The organism is Sinomonas sp. RB5, assembly GCF_054063535.1.
In genome coordinates this window covers 86873-102333 of record NZ_JBSSGJ010000011.1, presented here as the reverse complement: position 1 = coordinate 102333, position 15461 = coordinate 86873, and the positions used below count along the sequence as shown (strand labels likewise).

Sequence of the window (15461 nt, the reverse complement as noted above, 5' to 3'; positions counted from 1 at the left end):
CCCTAGGCGGGGGCGAGGGCCGCGTTGAGCGCCTGCCGCACCCGCTTCTCGGAGACCTTCCCGGCGGTGCCGAGCTCGACGGCGAACAGGCTCACCCGCAGTTCCTCGATCATCCACCGCACTGCGGCGAGCTTGGCCTCGTTGCGGCCGGTCGGCGCGAGGGCCGCCACGGCGTCGTCGTAGTCGTCCTCGAGCGCCTGGACGGCGGCCATGGCGACCGCGTCGCGCTGGACGTTGGTGGGGAGCTTCTCGAGCCGGCGCTCGATCGCCCTGAGGTAGCGGGGGAGGTGCTCGAGCTGGGCGTAGCCGGTCCTCGCGACGAAGCCCGGGTAGACGAGCTGCTCGAGCTGCGCCTTGACGTCGTTCAGCGCGCTCACGAGCGCGAGGCTCGAGGAACCCCTGAGCGCCTTGCCGATCCTCAGCGAGGACGCGAGCACCTGCTCTACGATCGCCGTCACCTTGAAGACCGTGTCGATGAGTTCGGCGCGGACGTGATCGTAGAGTGCGTCGAAGGCCGCGCGGTCCCACGGCAGCTCCGCGGGGACGAGCCTGTCGATCGCGGCCACCGAGCAGTCGGCGATGAGGTCCGCGACCGAGCCGTGCGGGTTCTGGCTGAAGGTGAGCTTCTCGCGGTTGTTGAGGTGCTCGAGCACGTACCGGTCGGGCGGCGGGACGCGCAGCGCCAGCAGGCGGATGACTCCGCCGCGGTGGGCGCGCAGCTGGTCCTCCTCGGTCTGGAACACCCGCAGGCCGGCCGTGCCGCGCGGCGCCGCCTTGGTCCGGCCCTCGTCGACGAGGGCGGGATAGCCGGTCACCGTGTGGCCGCCGACGACGGTGCTCGCCGTCCGCGGGACCGTCCCCACGCTCCACTTCGTCAGCCCGGTGCGCTCGGCCAGCCCGGACCCTCCGGCCGGACCCGGCGCTCCGGCGGGGGCGGCGGCCGTACCGCGGGGTGACGTCGCGCCGCCCCGGGGTGACGTCGCGCCCCCACGGGGTGACGTCGCGCCCCCACGGGGTGACGTCGGCGAGGTGGTGGCGGGGGTGGCGCCGAGGGACTCGGCGATCGCGCGCCGCGTGGCCGGGGCGAGCTGCTCCTTGAGGGCCACGAGGTCCTTGCCGGCGCCGAGCACGGTGCCCTTCGGGTCCACGACGCTGAAGGACATGAGCAGGTGGGCCGGGACGGCGCCCCAGTTCCATGAGCCGGGCGGGATGATCTGCCCCTTGAGCCGGCGCAGCACGAGCTCGAGGGAGTCCTCGAGGGCATCGGCTGCCGGGTCGAAGTCGGCCTCGAGGGCCGCGACGGCCTGCCGCGCCACGTCGGGGGCGGGCACGAAGGCCTTGCGCACCTGCTTCGGCAGCGACTTGATGAGGGCGGTGACGAGCTCGGTGCGCAGCCCGGGGATCTGCCAGCGGAAGGGCTCGGGCTCGAGCTGGTTGAGGAACAGCACCGGCACCTCGGCGGTCACGCCGTCGGCCGGGTCCGGGGTGCCCCCCGGCGCGACGGGGTGGAACTCGTAGGCGAGCGGCAGGTCGAAGCCGCCCTGGCGCCAGACCGTCGGGTAGGCGGCGTCGGCCGCCGCGGCCGAGCCCTCGGCGTCCTCGCCCAGGAGCAGGGCGCGGTCGAAGTCGAGCAGGTGCGGCTCCTCGTGCCGGGCCTTCTTCCACCACGCGTCGAAGTGCCGCTCGGAGACCACGGACGCCGGGACCCGCGCGTCGTAGAACTCGAACAATGCCTCATCGTCCGCCCGCAGCCCGGGGCGCCGCATGCGCGTCTCGAGCTCCTCGACCTCCTCCAGGAGGGCCTGGTTGCGCTTGAAGAAGTGGTGCCGCGTGTGCCAGTCGCCCTCGACGAGGGCGTGCCGGATGAACAGCTCGCGCGCGAGCGCCGGGTCGATGCGGGCGTAGTTGACGCGGCGCTGGGCGACGAGCGTGACGCCGTAGAGGGTCACCTTCTCGTAGGCCATGACCGAGCCCGAGCGCTTGGACCAGTGGGGCTCCGAGTACGTGCGCTTGACGAGGTGCGGTGCGACGAGCTCGGCCCACGCCGGATCCATCTTCGCCGCCGTCCGGGCCCACAGGCGGCTCGTCTCGACGAGCTCCGCGGCCATGACGTAGGTCGGGTTCTTCTTGAACAGGGCCGACCCGGGGAAGACCGCGAACCGGGTGCCGCGGGCGCCGAGGTACTCGCACTTGCGCTCGTCGAGGAGCCCGATGTGGCTCAGGAGGCCCGCGAGGAGGGACTGGTGGACGGCGTCGTGCTTCGCAACTGCTTCCAGCGGGGTGCCCGTGTCCCGCCCCTGGCCGAGCGAGATCCCCAGCGGCCGGGCGAGCTGGCGCAGCTGCTGGAACAGCTCCTGCCACTCGCGCACCCGCAGGTAGTTGATGAACTCGGCCTTGCACAGGCGCCGGAACGCGGAGGAGGACAGGTCGCGCTGCTGCTCCTGGAGGTAGTTCCAGAGGTTCAGGTAGCCCGTGAAGTCCGAGGTCTCGTCCCTGAACCGCGCGTGCTTCTCGTCCGCGGCCTGCCGCTTGCCGGTCTCCTGGGACGGGCGCTCGCGGGGGTCCTGGATCGTCAGGGCCGCGGCGAGGACCATGACCTCGCGCGCGCAGTCCCGCCGCGCGGCCTCGACGATCATGCGGCCGAGCCTCGGGTCGACCGGCAGCTGGGCGAGCTGATGGCCGACGGCGGTCAGCGCGCCCCGCTCACCCGCGGCACCGGTGCGCTTCCCCCGGCGGCCGCGACCGCCGTCGTGCGCCCCGCCGGGCTCCGCGGCGGACTCCGCGCCGGGCCGCTGCCCGCGGCCCGCCTGCTCCTTGCCTGCCTGCTCCGTGCCCGGCTGCTCCTTGCCCGGCTCGACGAGGGCGCCGAGCTCGCGCAGGAGGGTCACGCCGTCGCTGATCGCGCGGGACTCGGGCGGCTCGACGAACGGGAACGCCGCGACGTCCTTGGGACCGCGGGCGATCCCCATCGCGGTCATCTGCAGGATCACCGCGGCGAGGTTGGTCCGCAGGATCTCCGGATCGGTGAACTCGGGCCGGGAGAGGAAGTCCTCCTCGGAGTACAGGCGGATGCAGATGCCGTCGGAGACGCGCCCGCACCGGCCGGCGCGCTGGTTCGCCGAGGCCTGCGAGACGCGCTCGATCGGCAGGCGCTGGACCTTGGTGCGGTGCGAGTAGCGCGAGATGCGCGCCGTGCCGGTGTCGATGACGTACTTGATGCCGGGGACGGTCAGGGAGGTCTCCGCCACGTTCGTGGCCAGCACGATCCGCCGCTTCCCGCCGGGGGTGAAGACGCGGTGCTGCTCGGCGAGCGAGAGCCGGGCGAAGAGCGGCAGGATCTCTGCCCCGGCCATGCGGGGGTTCTTCTGGATGGAGCCGGCGAGGGCCTCGGCCGCGTCGCGGATCTCCCGCTCGCCCGAGAAGAAGATGAGGATGTCCCCGGGCGCCTCGCGGGAGAGCTCGTCGACCGCGTCGCACACGGCGTCGACCGGGTCCCGGTCCTCCTCGAGGGCGTCGTCGCTGCGGGCCACCGAGTCGTCCTCGTCCTCGGAGCCGGCCGGTTCGGCGACGAGGGGCCGGTAGCGGATCTCGACCGGATAGGTCCGGCCCGAGACCTCGACGATCGGCGCGGGCTCGGGCTCGGCGCCGGGCACCTCGCGCGCGAAGTGCCGGGCGAAGCGCTCCGGGTCGATGGTCGCCGAGGTGATGATGACCTTCAAATCCGGCCGCTGGGGGAGCACGCGCTTGAGGTAGCCGAGGATGAAGTCGATGTTGAGGCTGCGCTCGTGGGCCTCGTCGATGATGATCGTCGAGTAGCGCCGCAGGAGCCTGTCCCGCTGGATCTCCGCGAGCAGGATGCCGTCGGTCATGAGCTTGACCTTGGTCTGCGGCCCGACCTCGCCGGTGAAGCGCACCTGGAAGCCGACCTCGGCGCCGAGCTCGACGTCCAGCTCCTCGGCGATGCGCTCGGCGACGGTGCGCGCGGCGAGCCGCCGCGGCTGGGTGTGGCCGATCAGGCCCTTCTCGCCGAGGCCGAGCTCGAGGCACATCTTGGGGATCTGGGTCGTCTTCCCCGAGCCGGTCTCGCCGGCGATGATGGTGACCTGGTTCGCGGCGATGGCCTCCATGAGCTCGTCGCGGCGCTCGGAGACCGGGAGGGCGGCGGGATACGTGATCGTCAGGGCCATGGCTGATCCAGTCTAGTGGGCTGCACCAAGACGACTGCTGCCGTGGCCCGCAGGGGCGGCCGGGGTCCGGGCCGCTCCTGCGGGCCAGGGCAGCCTGAGCCGGCCAGGGGCGTCCGTATGCCGAGGTGAATGGCCGCCGTCAACGAGAAGCACCCCCGGTCCATCGGACCGGGGGTGCGGTGGTGCCCTCGATAGGATTCGAACCTACGGCCTTCTGCTCCGGAGGCAGACGCTCTATCCACTGAGCTACGAGGGCAACTCGTGTTTCCCTCGCGGGAACTCACCGAGCTTATCAGGTGCTGACCGGCGCCGCGCAAACCGGGGCCGCCGGGGCTACTCCCTGTAGTTCTCCACGACGTCGGCGGGGCGCACGCTGGCCTCGTCGGGGTCCTCCCCGAACTCGCGCTTGGCGCGGCGCTGGCGCAGGAGGTCCCAGCACTGGTCGAGCTGCGCCTCCAGCTCGCCGAGGCGGCCCGTGCCCTTCTCTGCACTGCCTGCCCCCGGGGTGCCGCGGAGGGAGTGCTCCTCGTCGATGAGCTCGCGGATGCGGTCCTGGATGTCCTTGTCCATGACCAGCACGATAGCGTCAGGGGGTGGCAGAAGAACATGGGGGGACCCGGGGGCGCAGGCCCTGGCGCGGCCGCATCCTCGTCCTCGTCGGCCTGCTGGCGGTGGCCTTCACCCTCCGCACCGCCGTGACCAGCGTGCCGGCGCTCACCGACCGCATCGCAGGGGAGATGTTCCTGCCGTCGTGGCTCGTGGGCATCCTCGGCATGCTCCCCACGGCGCTCTTCGGCGTCGCCGGGCTGCTCACGCCGCTGCTCATGCGGGCCTGGAGCGTCGAGGCCATCGCGGTGGCGGCGATGGCGGCCGCAGCGGCCGGACAGGCCGTCCGGTCCGCGGCCCCCGGGACGGGCGTGTTCCTCGCGGGCTCCGCGCTCGCGCTCGCGGGCATGGGCGCGGGCAACGTGGTCCTGCCGCCCATGGTGCGCAAGTACTTCCCCGACCGGGTCGGGCTCCTGACGGCCCTGTACGTGACGGTCATCAACGTCGGCACCACCGTTCCGCCGCTGCTCGCCGTGCCCGTGGCCGACGCGGCCGGGTGGCGGGCCTCCCTGGGCTGGTGGGCCGCGGTCAACGTCCTCGCGGTCCTGCCGTGGCTGACCGTCTGGCCCGCCCGCCGCGGCCGCGCCTCGGACCGTGGTGCCGGCCGTGCTGCCGGCGGTGCTGCGGCGAGCCCGGACCAGCCCGCGGCCGACGGCGCCCGGCCGCCGCGCGCCGTCGTCCGACCGTGGCACTCGCCCGCCGCCTGGGCGCTCGCGCTGCTGTTCGGCTGCACCTCGCTGAACACCTACACGATGTTCGCGTGGCTGCCCTCGATCGTGGGCGGCGCCGGGCTCGATGCCGCCGCCGCCGGGTTCCAGCTCTCGCTGTTCGCCGGGCTGGGGCTGCCGCTCAGCCTCGCGGTCCCGGTCCTCGCGGCGAGGCTCCGCAATCCGTTCCCGGTGGTCGCGTTCGGCGTTGCGACGTTCGCCGCCGGCTACCTGGGCCTGGCCCTCGCCCCGGGCACGGCCACGTGGCTGTGGTCCACGCTGGCCGGGCTGGGACCGGCGACCTTCCCCCTCGCGCTCGTCCTCGTCAACCTGCGGACCCGGTCGCACCAGGCAGCGGGCGCCGTGTCGGGCTTCGCCCAGGGGGTCGGCTACGTCGTGGCCTGCGCGGGACCGCTCGCCGCCGGCCTCCTCCACGACGCCACGGGGGCCTGGACTGCCTCGTTCGTGTTCCTGGGGCTCACGCTGGCAGTCCTCGGCGTCTCGGGGTGGGTCATCAGCCGCCCGCACTTCATCGACGACCACCCCGGGGTGGTCGTCCGGCGCGGCGCCGCGGCCCCTCCGCTGCCCGCGGACGGGCGGGACCATGACGGGCGCAGTTTCAGCGCGGACAGGCGGCGCCGGTAGGCTAGGGGGGTGACTCCCGAAGAACTTTCCTCCGCCATTTCTGCCTGCCTCGCCGACGCCGTGCGCGCCGGCGAGCTCTCTGTGGACGTGCCGGAGGAGATCCGCGTGGAGCGGCCCAAGAACCGCGACCACGGGGACTGGGCCACGAACATCGCCCTCCAGCTCGGCAAGCGGGCCGGCATGGCGCCGCGGCAGCTCGCCGAGCTCATCGCCGGGCGCCTCGCCACGGTGGAGGGCGTCGCCTCGGTCGAGATCGCCGGCCCCGGCTTCCTCAACGTCACCCTCGATGCCGCCGCCGCGGGCGCGCTCGCCAAGTCGATCGTCGAGGCCGGCGCCGCCTACGGCACCAACGAGGCCCTCGCCGGCCACGTGATCAACATGGAGTTCGTCTCCGCCAACCCCACGGGTCCGCTGCACATCGGGCACACCCGCTGGGCGGCCCTCGGCGACTCGATCGCGCGGGTGCTGCGGGCCTCGGGCGCGGACGTCACCCGCGAGTACTACATCAACGACGCCGGCAACCAGATGAACGTCTTCGCCGGCTCCGTGCTCTCCCGGCTGCACGGTCGCGACGTGCCCGAGGGCGGCTACCCGGGCCAGTACATCGTGGACCTCGGCCACGAGGTGCTCTCCGCCCACCCGGACGTGCGCGAGCTGACCGACGAGGCCGCGCTGCCGATCGTGCGCGAGGCCGCCTACGCCGCCCAGATGAAGGACATCAGGGCCACCCTCGCGGAGTTCGACGTCGAGTTCGACGTCTACTTCTCCGAGAGGGAGGGGCTGCACGAGTCCGGCGCGATCGAGACCGCGGTCAAGCGCCTGCGCGAGCAGGGCCACGTGTTCGACGCCGAAGGCGCCGTGTGGCTGCGCACCACCGACTTCGGCGACGACAAGGACCGCGTCCTCATCCGTGCCAACGGCGAGCCCACGTACTTCGCCGCCGATGCCGCCTACTACCTGTCCAAGAAGGACCGCGGCTTCGCCGAGAAGGTCTACCTCCTCGGCGCCGACCACCACGGCTACGTCAACCGCCTCAAGGCCATCGCCGCGTGCGCCGGCGACGACCCCGAGGCGGCCATCGAGGTGCTCATCGGCCAGCTCGTCTCCGTCAACGGGGCCAAGCTGTCCAAGCGCGCGGGCAACATCATCGAGCTCAAGGACCTCATCGAGTGGCTCGGCAAGGACGCCGTGCGCTACTCCCTCGCCCGCTACCCCGCGGACTCGCCGCTCACGCTCGACCCCGAGCTGCTGAAGAAGAACTCCAACGAGAACCCCGTGTTCTACGTCCAGTACGCCCACGCGCGCTCCCGCGGGGCCGCCCGCAACGCCGAGGCCGCCGGGGTGGCCCGCACGGTGGACGGGACGGACGCGTTCGACGCCGCGCTGCTGGTGCACCCGAGCGAGAACGACCTCCTGGCGCGCCTCGCGGCGTACCCGTCGATCGTGGCCAAGGCCGCCGAGTTCCGCGAGCCGCACCGCGTGGCCCGCCACCTCGAGGCGGTCGCGAGCGCCTACCACTCGTGGTACGACAACTGCCGCATCGCGCCCCAGGGCGACGAGGAGGTCACGGACCTCAACCGCACGCGCCTGTGGCTCAACGACGCCACGAGCCAGGTCCTCGCCAACGGGCTGGGTCTCCTGGGCGTCTCCGCGCCGGAGAGGATGTAGGCCCGTGGCCGAGATGACGGCTGCCCGCGCCGCCTCGCCGCTCGCCCCCGCCTGGCTCGAGGTCCCCGGCGACCTCAACTGGCTCGTCCCCTCGCTCTGGGCGCACGACGCCGGCCGCGGCCCGGACGGGCAGCTCACCGTCGCCGGCCTGCCGGTGGGGGAGATCAAGTCCGCCTACGGCTCCCCGGTGTTCGTCCTGAGCGAGGACGACTTCCGGGCCAGGGCGCGCGCGTTCAAGACCGCGTTCGACGCAGCCTTCGCCGACCTCTGCGGGGGAGTGGACGTCTACTACGCGGGCAAGTCCTTCCTGTGCACCGCCGTGGCCGCGTGGGTCCGTGAGGAGGGCCTGCGGCTCGACACCGCCTCGGGCGGCGAGCTCGCCGTGGCCGCCCGCGCCGGCGTGCCGGGGGAGCTGATCGGCCTGCACGGGAACAACAAGTCGGACGCCGAGATCTCCCGCGCCCTCGAACTGGGCGTGGGCCGCATCATCGTCGACAGCCTCGACGAGCTCGAGCGCGTGGCGGCGATCGCGGCGGCGCGCGGCACCGATGCCCCCGGCGCGGAGGCGCCCCGGGCCAAGGTCATGCTCAGGCTCACGCCGGGCGTCCACGCGCACACGCACGAGTTCATCGCCACCGCCCACGAGGACCAGAAGTTCGGCCTCTCCATGGCCCCGGGCACGGCCAGCGCGTCCTTCGCCGGCGCGGGACCGGACGCGGCCGCGAGCATGGCCGAGGAGGCCGTCGCGGCGGCGGCCGGGCACGACAGCATCGAGCTCCTCGGCGTCCACTGCCACATCGGCTCCCAGATCTTCGAGCCCGAGGGCTTCGAGGCCGCGGCCGTGCGGCTGCTCGAATTCGTCGCCGCGATGCGCTCCGCGTACGGTGTCGCGCTGCCCGAGCTCGACCTCGGGGGCGGCTACGGCATCGCCTACGTCCCGGGGGACGCTCCGCGGCCCGCGGGCGAGATCGCGGAGGCGCTGGCCGGCGTCGTGCGCGCCACCTGCGACCGTCTCGGCATCGCCGCCCCGCGGATCTCGATCGAGCCGGGCCGCGCGATCGTGGGGTCCACGACCTTCACCCTCTACGAGGTGGGCACCATCAAGGACGTCGTCGTGGACGTGCCGGGCGCAGCGGCGCAGGATGACGGCGGGACCGCCGTGCGCCGCTACATCTCGGTCGACGGCGGCATGAGCGACAACGCGCGCCCCGTCCTGTACGACGCCGACTACTCCGTGGTCCTGGCCAACCGGACGTCCAGCGCACCGGCGCAGCTGGCCCGCGTGGTGGGCAAGCACTGCGAGAGCGGCGACATCGTGGTCCGCGACGCCTACCTGCCCGCGGACGTGCGGGCCGGCGACCTCCTGGCGGTCCCCGGGACGGGGGCCTACTGCTGGGCGCTGTCGAGCAACTACAACTACCTCGCGCGCCCCGGCGTGCTGGCGGTCCGCGACGGCGCGGCCCGCTGGATCGTGCGCGGCGAGACCGAAGAGGACCTGCTCTCCCGCGACATGGGAGCATGACCGCCCCGGGCGGGAAAGCGAGGCGAGACACCGTGGGAGAGACAACGATGGGAGCGACCATGACGGAGACCAGCGAGGCCCCCCAGCCGCAGGCAGGCCCGCAGCCGGAGGGCGACGCGCGGCGCGTGCTGAAGGTAGCGCTTCTGGGCGGAGGCACCGTGGGCTCCCAGGTGGCGCGCATCCTCCTGGACGACGCGGAAGCCCTCGCGGCCCGTGCCGGGGCGAGGCTCGAGCTGGTCGGCATCGCGGTGCGCAACGTGGACGCCCCCCGCGACGTCGAGCTCCCGCACGGGCTCTACACGACCGACGCCGAGGCCCTCGTGGGCTCCGCGGACCTCGTGATCGAGCTCATGGGCGGCCTGGAGCCCGCGCGCACCCACATCCTCGCGGCCCTCCGCCGCGGCGCCTCGGTCGTCACGGGCAACAAGGCCCTCCTCGCCCAGGACGGCGCGACGCTGTTCGACGAGGCCGACGCGCACGGGGCCGAGCTCAACTTCGAGGCCGCCGTGGCCGGCGCCATCCCGATCATCCGCCCGATCCGGGAGAGCCTCTCGGGCGACCGCATCACCCGGGTGCTGGGGATCGTCAACGGCACCACGAACTTCATCCTCGACGCCATGGACACGACGGGCGCACAGTTCGCCGACGTCCTGGCCGAGGCCCAGCGGCTCGGCTACGCCGAGGCGGACCCGACCGCCGACGTCGAGGGGCTGGACGCCGCCGCGAAGGCCGCCATCCTCGCCTCGCTCGCCTTCCACACCCGCGTCTCGCTCGACGACGTGCGCTGCGAGGGCATCACGAACGTGAGCGCCGCGGACATCGCCGCCGCCCAGGACGCCGGGCTCGCCATCAAGCTGCTCGCGATCGCCGAGCTCGTGCCGCTGGAGCCTGCGGACGGTGCCGAGGCAGCGCACGACGGCGCGGCCGGCGCCCCCCGCGAGGGCGTGAGCGTGCGCGTCCACCCGACGCTGCTGCCGCGCACCCACCCGCTCGCCGCGGTCCGCGGGTCCTACAACGCGGTGTTCATCGAGGCCGAGAACGCCGGCTCGCTCATGTTCTACGGGGCCGGCGCCGGCGGCGCCCCGACCGCGTCCGCCATCATGGGGGACGTCGTCACGACGGCGCGGCGGCTCCTGGCCGGCTCGCCCGGCCGGACCGGCACCGCGACCCGCACGCTCCCGCTCGTCGGCCCCGAGGCCGTGACGACCAGCTACAGCATCGGCCTCGAGGTCGCCGACGAGCCGGGCGTGCTGGCCCGCGTCGCCGCCGTCTTCGCCGAGCACGGCGTCTCCATCGAGACGATGCGCCAGCGGATCGACGGGGCAGAGCCCGCCTCCGCCTCCGCCGGCGCCGGCGCCCGGCCGCAGGGCCGCCGCGCCGAACTGCGCTTCGTGACCCACCGTGCCTCGGAGGCCGCACTCGCGGCGACCGTTGCCGACATCAAGAACCTGGACGTCGTCGAATCCGTGACGAGCGTCCTGAGAGCCGAAGGAGTCTAGTGGCCCACCAGTGGCGCGGAGTCATCCGCGAGTATGCAGACCGCCTGCCCGTCACCGCCTCGACGCGCGTGATCACGCTCGGGGAGGGCGGCACCCCGCTGGTGCACGCCCAGAAGCTCTCCGAGCTGACCGGATCGACGGTCTACCTCAAGGTCGAGGGCATGAACCCGACCGGCTCGTTCAAGGACCGCGGCATGACCATGGCCATGACGGCCGCCGTCGAGGCCGGGGCCAAGGCCGTGGTGTGCGCGTCCACGGGCAACACGTCCGCGTCCGCCGCGGCGTACGCGACGTCCGCCGGGCTCACCTGCGCGGTCCTCGTGCCCGAGGGCAAGATCGCGATGGGCAAGCTCAGCCAGGCGATCGCCCACGGCGCCACCCTGCTCCAGGTCGACGGGAATTTCGACGACTGCCTCGAGATCGCCCGCAAGCTCGCCGACGCGTACCCGGTCTTCCTCGTGAACTCCGTGAACCCCGCGCGCATCCAGGGCCAGAAGACGGCGTCCTTCGAGATCGTGGACGCCCTCGGCGATGCACCCGACATCCACGTCCTGCCGGTGGGCAACGCGGGCAACATCTCCGCGTACTGGAAGGGCTACAAGGAGTACGCCACGGCTACGGAGTACGCCTTCGACGGCGCGCCCGCGCGCACGCTCGAGGCCGTCTCGACCCAGCTGCCCGCCATGTGGGGCTTCCAGGCCGCCGGCGCGGCGCCCTTCGTGGCGGGCCACCCCATCACGCACCCCGAGACGATCGCGACCGCAATCCGGATCGGCAACCCGGCCTCGTGGGAGACCGCGGTCGCCGCCCGCGACGAGTCCGGCGGCCTCATCGACGCCGTGACCGACGACGAGATCCTCGCAGCGCACCGCTGGCTCTCGGCCCGCGAAGGTGTCTTCGTCGAGCCCGGGTCCGCCGCGAGCGTCGCGGGCCTGCTCAAGATGCACGGGGCCGGCAGGGTCCCCACGGGCAAGACCATCGTGTGCACCGTGACGGGCCACGGCCTCAAGGATCCGCAGTGGGCCCTCCGCACCGCCGACGGCGGCGAGGTCGAGCCCGTCAAGGTGGGCAACGACGTCGTGAGCGTCGCGGCCGCCCTGGGCCTCGCGTAGGGCCGGCGATGACGGCACCGACGATGGCGGCCGCCGAGTCGCTGCGCACCGTCGCCGCCGGGCAGCGTGTTACCGTGCGCGTCCCGGCGACGAGCGCGAACCTCGGCCCGGGCTACGACAGCCTCGGCCTGGCCCTCGCGATGTACGACACCGTGACCGTCGAGACGCACGACGGCGGCGGGCTCGCCTTCGAGCTGCGCGGCGAGGGAGCCGACACCCTCCCGCGCGACGAGAGCCACCTCGTGGTCCGCACGCTCGACGCCGCGCTCGCACGCCTCGGTTACCGGCACGGTGGACTGGCCCTGTCGGCCGAGAACGTGAGCCCGCACGGGCGCGGCCTCGGCTCCTCGGCCTCCGCCACGGTGGCCGCGGTCCTCGCGGCCGCCGCGCTCGTGGCCCCGGAGGACCGCCCCGACCGGGCGTGGGCCCTGCAGCTCTGCAGCGAGATCGAGGGCCACCCCGACAACGTGGCGCCGGCGATCTACGGCTCCCTCGCGCTGTCGTGGCAGGACGGGGAGGCCTTCCGGACGGCCATCGCCGAGGTCGCGCCCAGCGTCATGCCCATCGTCGCGATCCCGGACTTCGAGCTCTCGACCGAGCTGGCCCGCTCGCTCCTGCCCTCTTCGGTCCCGCACCACGCGGCCGCGGCGAACGCCGGCCGCGCGGCGCTGCTCGTGCACGCGCTCACGAAGGACCCGTCGCTGCTCCTGCCCGCCACCGAGGACTACCTCCACCAGAGCTACCGCTCCACCGCGATGGAACCGAGCGCCCGGCTCATCGCGGCGCTGCGGGCCGAGGGCCACGCCGCGGTCGTCTCCGGCGCGGGTCCGACCGTGCTGGTCCTCGCGGACGGCGAGGACGAGGCCCGTGCGGTGGAGGCCGCGGTCGAGCACTTCGCCCACGACGTCCTCGACGCGGAGCAGGGCGCGGTGTCGGTGACACGCTGGCGCGTCGCGCGTCTGGCTGTGGACCGCGAAGGTGCTAAAGTGGACGTGCACCCACGGTAAATCTGTTCCGCGGTGAAACTTCCAGTGGTGAATCTGCCCTCGGCAACTAGGCCCGGGCACTGCGCGCCGCCTCCGTGATCCAGCTTCGTGCCAAGGGTGCCGCCCCTCCAGCTCTGTGCCCCGGCCCGGCTGCCTGCGCCTTCCCGCGCGGCAGCGGCGGCATCGACGGCAGCTCATGCTCGGGGCGGGCTGAATGACTACGACGCCGCCCGGCCATCTGGCCTCGCGGCGCCACAGCCTGGCCGTCGCTCTCGTCGACGGCCACGACCACGATGCGCCGGCTCGAACGAAGCCGGCGTCTCGACTCCGGAAGGACCATCCGTGACACAGACCACTGAGCTGAACCCAGCAGTGGAAGCCTCCTCCGCGTCCGAGTCCAAGGGGATCGCCGGCCTCAAGCTCGCGCAGTTGCAGGCCTTGGCGTCCCAGCTGGGCATCACCGGTGGGTCCCGCATGCGCAAGGGCGACCTTGTCGCCGCGATCACCGCCCACCAGAAGGGCGAGCCGCTGGCCCGTCCCGCCGAGCGCCGCCGCCCGGCTGCGAAGGCGGAGGCCACCGCCGAGCTTCCCCTGCCCGAGACGCAGGCCGCCGCCCCCGCCCAGGAGGCTCCCGCCGCCGAGGCCCCCGCCGAGGCCGGCGCCCCGGCCCGTGGCCGTGGGCGCACCCGCCGCCGCGCGGGCAGCGACGGCGTCGTGACCCCCGCCGCGGGCGAGCCGGCCGCCCAGGCCGAGGCGGCGCCGTCGGCCGCCGCTGTCGAGGCAGCACCGGCCGCTCCCGAGGCCGCCCCCGCGCAGGAGGCCCCCGAGGCGGGGACCCGCCCGAGCCGCACCCGCAACCGCAACCGCCGTGCCGAGGCCGGCCAGGGGGCCGCCGAGGCCTCCCAGCCCGCCCGCGAGGAGGCCCCGGCCGAGGCTGCCGCCCCCGAGCGCGCCGAGGCCGCACCGGCCGAGGCCCCCGGACGGCACGAGGAGGCCGGTGAGGGTCGGGGCCGCCGCGAGCGTGGCCAGCAGGACCGTGCCGAGCGCCAGGAGCGCCAGGAGCGCCAGGAGCGCCGTCGGGACGAGGGCGAGCGCCCGCAGGACCGTGCCGAGCGCCAGGAGCGCCGCCGCGACGAGGGCGATGGCGAGGAGGGCGGCTCCCGCCGCTCCCGCCGCAACCGCCGCGGGCGCGACCGCGACGAGGCTCAGCAGGGCGGCCGCAACGACCGCTTCCGCGACCGCAACGAGCGCCGCCGCGGACGCAGCGCCGGCCCCGAGGTCGACGAGACCGAGGTGACCGAGGACGACGTCCTCCTGCCGGTCGCCGGCATCCTCGACGTGCTCGAGAACTACGCCTTCATCCGCACCTCCGGCTACCTCCCGGGCCCGAACGACGTCTATGTCCCGCTCACCCAGGTCAAGAAGTACGGCCTGCGCAAGGGCGACGCTGTCGTGGGCGCCATCCGCGCTCCCCGCGAGGGCGAGGAGAACCAGGGCGGCAGCGCCCAGGGCGGCGGCCGGCACGGCAGCAACCGTCAGAAGTTCAACGCCCTCGTGCGCGTCACGAGCGTCAACGGCAAGAGCCCCGAGGAGATGAAGAACCGGGTCGAGTTCACCAAGCTCGTCCCGCTCTACCCCTCCGAGCGCCTGCGCCTCGAGACCGACCCCAAGAAGATCGGCCCCCGCGTCATCGACCTCGTGGCGCCGATCGGCAAGGGCCAGCGCGGCCTCATCGTCTCCCCGCCCAAGGCCGGCAAGACGCTCATCCTGCAGTCCATCGCGAACGCGATCACCATCAACAACCCTGAGGTCCACCTCATGATGGTGCTCGTGGACGAGCGGCCCGAAGAGGTCACGGACATGCAGCGCTCGGTCAAGGGCGAGGTCATCGCCTCGACGTTCGACCGCCCGGCCGACGACCACACGACCGTGGCCGAGCTCGCGATCGAGCGCGCCAAGCGCCTCGTCGAGATGGGCATGGACGTCGTGGTGCTCCTCGACTCGATGACCCGCCTCGGCCGCGCCTACAACCTCGCCGCGCCGGCCTCGGGCCGCATCCTCTCCGGCGGCGTCGACTCCGCCGCGCTCTACCCGCCGAAGCGGTTCTTCGGCGCGGCGCGCAACATCGAGAACGGCGGCTCGCTGACGATCCTCGCCACCGCCCTCGTGGAGACGGGCTCCAAGATGGACGAGGTCATCTTCGAGGAGTTCAAGGGCACCGGCAACATGGAGCTGCGCCTGTCCCGCGCCCTCGCGGACAAGCGCATCTTCCCGGCCGTGGACGTCAACGCGTCCGGCACGCGCCGCGAGGAGAACCTGCTCTCGCCGGAAGAGGTCAAGATCATGTGGCGCCTGCGCCGCGTGCTCTCGGGCCTCGACACGCAGCAGGCCCTCGAGCTGCTCACCACGAAGATCCGCGAGACCGGGTCGAACGTCGAGTTCCTCCTGCAGGTGCAGAAGACGACCCTCGCCGGCAAGGGCGAGAGCGACCGGCACTAGCGCCCTCCACGGCGGCCGGGCCCGGGAGAC

9 protein-coding genes and 1 tRNA gene are annotated in these 15461 nt (G+C 73.5%); 7 read left to right on the top strand and 3 right to left on the bottom strand.

The genetic code is table 11. The features are described 5' to 3' along the window. Positions 1–2: 2 nt before the first annotated feature. The 3 genes from hrpA to ACVWWH_RS13640 form a co-directional block, all read right to left on the bottom strand. On the bottom strand, positions 3–4187 hold the full coding sequence (gene hrpA, locus ACVWWH_RS13650) for an ATP-dependent RNA helicase HrpA (protein ID WP_457316925.1): 4185 nt from the start codon (positions 4185–4187) through the stop codon (positions 3–5). Between the two features lie 180 nt (positions 4188–4367). Continuing rightward, a tRNA-Arg gene (locus tag ACVWWH_RS13645) sits at positions 4368–4443 on the bottom strand. A gap of 77 nt (positions 4444–4520) precedes the next feature. Then, on the bottom strand, positions 4521–4757 hold the full coding sequence (locus tag ACVWWH_RS13640) for a DUF2630 family protein (RefSeq protein ID WP_066502497.1): 237 nt from the start codon (positions 4755–4757) through the stop codon (positions 4521–4523). Between the two features lie 23 nt (positions 4758–4780). Between ACVWWH_RS13640 and ACVWWH_RS13635 the strand changes: the two genes are divergently transcribed. The 7 genes from ACVWWH_RS13635 to rho all read left to right on the top strand — a co-directional run bounded on the left by ACVWWH_RS13635 (position 4781) and on the right by rho (position 15431). Beyond that, positions 4781–6145 carry an MFS transporter gene (locus ACVWWH_RS13635; protein ID WP_457316924.1) on the top strand — a complete coding sequence of 455 codons (1365 nt, stop codon included), beginning with the start codon at positions 4781–4783 and terminating at the stop codon, positions 6143–6145. A gap of 9 nt (positions 6146–6154) precedes the next feature. Next, positions 6155–7813 carry an arginine--tRNA ligase gene (gene argS / locus ACVWWH_RS13630; RefSeq protein ID WP_457316923.1) on the top strand — a complete coding sequence of 553 codons (1659 nt, stop codon included), beginning with the start codon at positions 6155–6157 and terminating at the stop codon, positions 7811–7813. A 13-nt stretch (positions 7814–7826) separates the two neighbouring features. After that, a complete protein-coding gene (gene lysA / locus ACVWWH_RS13625; RefSeq protein WP_457316959.1) occupies positions 7827–9335 on the top strand; it encodes a diaminopimelate decarboxylase in 1509 nt (502 codons plus the stop codon). A 59-nt stretch (positions 9336–9394) separates the two neighbouring features. Then, positions 9395–10834 (top strand): homoserine dehydrogenase, encoded by a 1440-nt coding sequence (locus ACVWWH_RS13620; protein WP_457316922.1) that lies wholly within the window; start codon positions 9395–9397, stop codon positions 10832–10834. Then, the gene (gene thrC, locus ACVWWH_RS13615; RefSeq protein WP_457316921.1) at positions 10834–11946 is read left to right on the top strand and encodes a threonine synthase; all 1113 of its coding nucleotides are present in this window, start codon (positions 10834–10836) and stop codon (positions 11944–11946) included. The genes ACVWWH_RS13620 and thrC overlap by 1 nt, the downstream gene beginning before the upstream one ends. Positions 11947–11954: 8 nt before the next feature. After that, a complete protein-coding gene (thrB, locus tag ACVWWH_RS13610; RefSeq protein WP_457316920.1) occupies positions 11955–12953 on the top strand; it encodes a homoserine kinase in 999 nt (332 codons plus the stop codon). A 321-nt stretch (positions 12954–13274) separates the two neighbouring features. Then, the gene (gene rho / locus ACVWWH_RS13605; protein ID WP_457316919.1) at positions 13275–15431 is read left to right on the top strand and encodes a transcription termination factor Rho; all 2157 of its coding nucleotides are present in this window, start codon (positions 13275–13277) and stop codon (positions 15429–15431) included. The last annotated feature ends 30 nt before the right edge of the window (positions 15432–15461 follow it).

Coding starts and splice junctions, on each gene's coding strand:
- lysA (WP_457316959.1), top strand. CDS start 7,827: ATGACGGCTGCCCGCGCCGCCTCGCCGCTCGCCCCCGCCTGGCTCGAG.
- hrpA (WP_457316925.1), bottom strand. CDS start 4,187: ATGGCCCTGACGATCACGTATCCCGCCGCCCTCCCGGTCTCCGAGCGC.
- ACVWWH_RS13640 (WP_066502497.1), bottom strand. CDS start 4,757: ATGGACAAGGACATCCAGGACCGCATCCGCGAGCTCATCGACGAGGAG.
- ACVWWH_RS13620 (WP_457316922.1), top strand. CDS start 9,395: ATGACGGAGACCAGCGAGGCCCCCCAGCCGCAGGCAGGCCCGCAGCCG.
- thrB (WP_457316920.1), top strand. CDS start 11,955: ATGACGGCACCGACGATGGCGGCCGCCGAGTCGCTGCGCACCGTCGCC.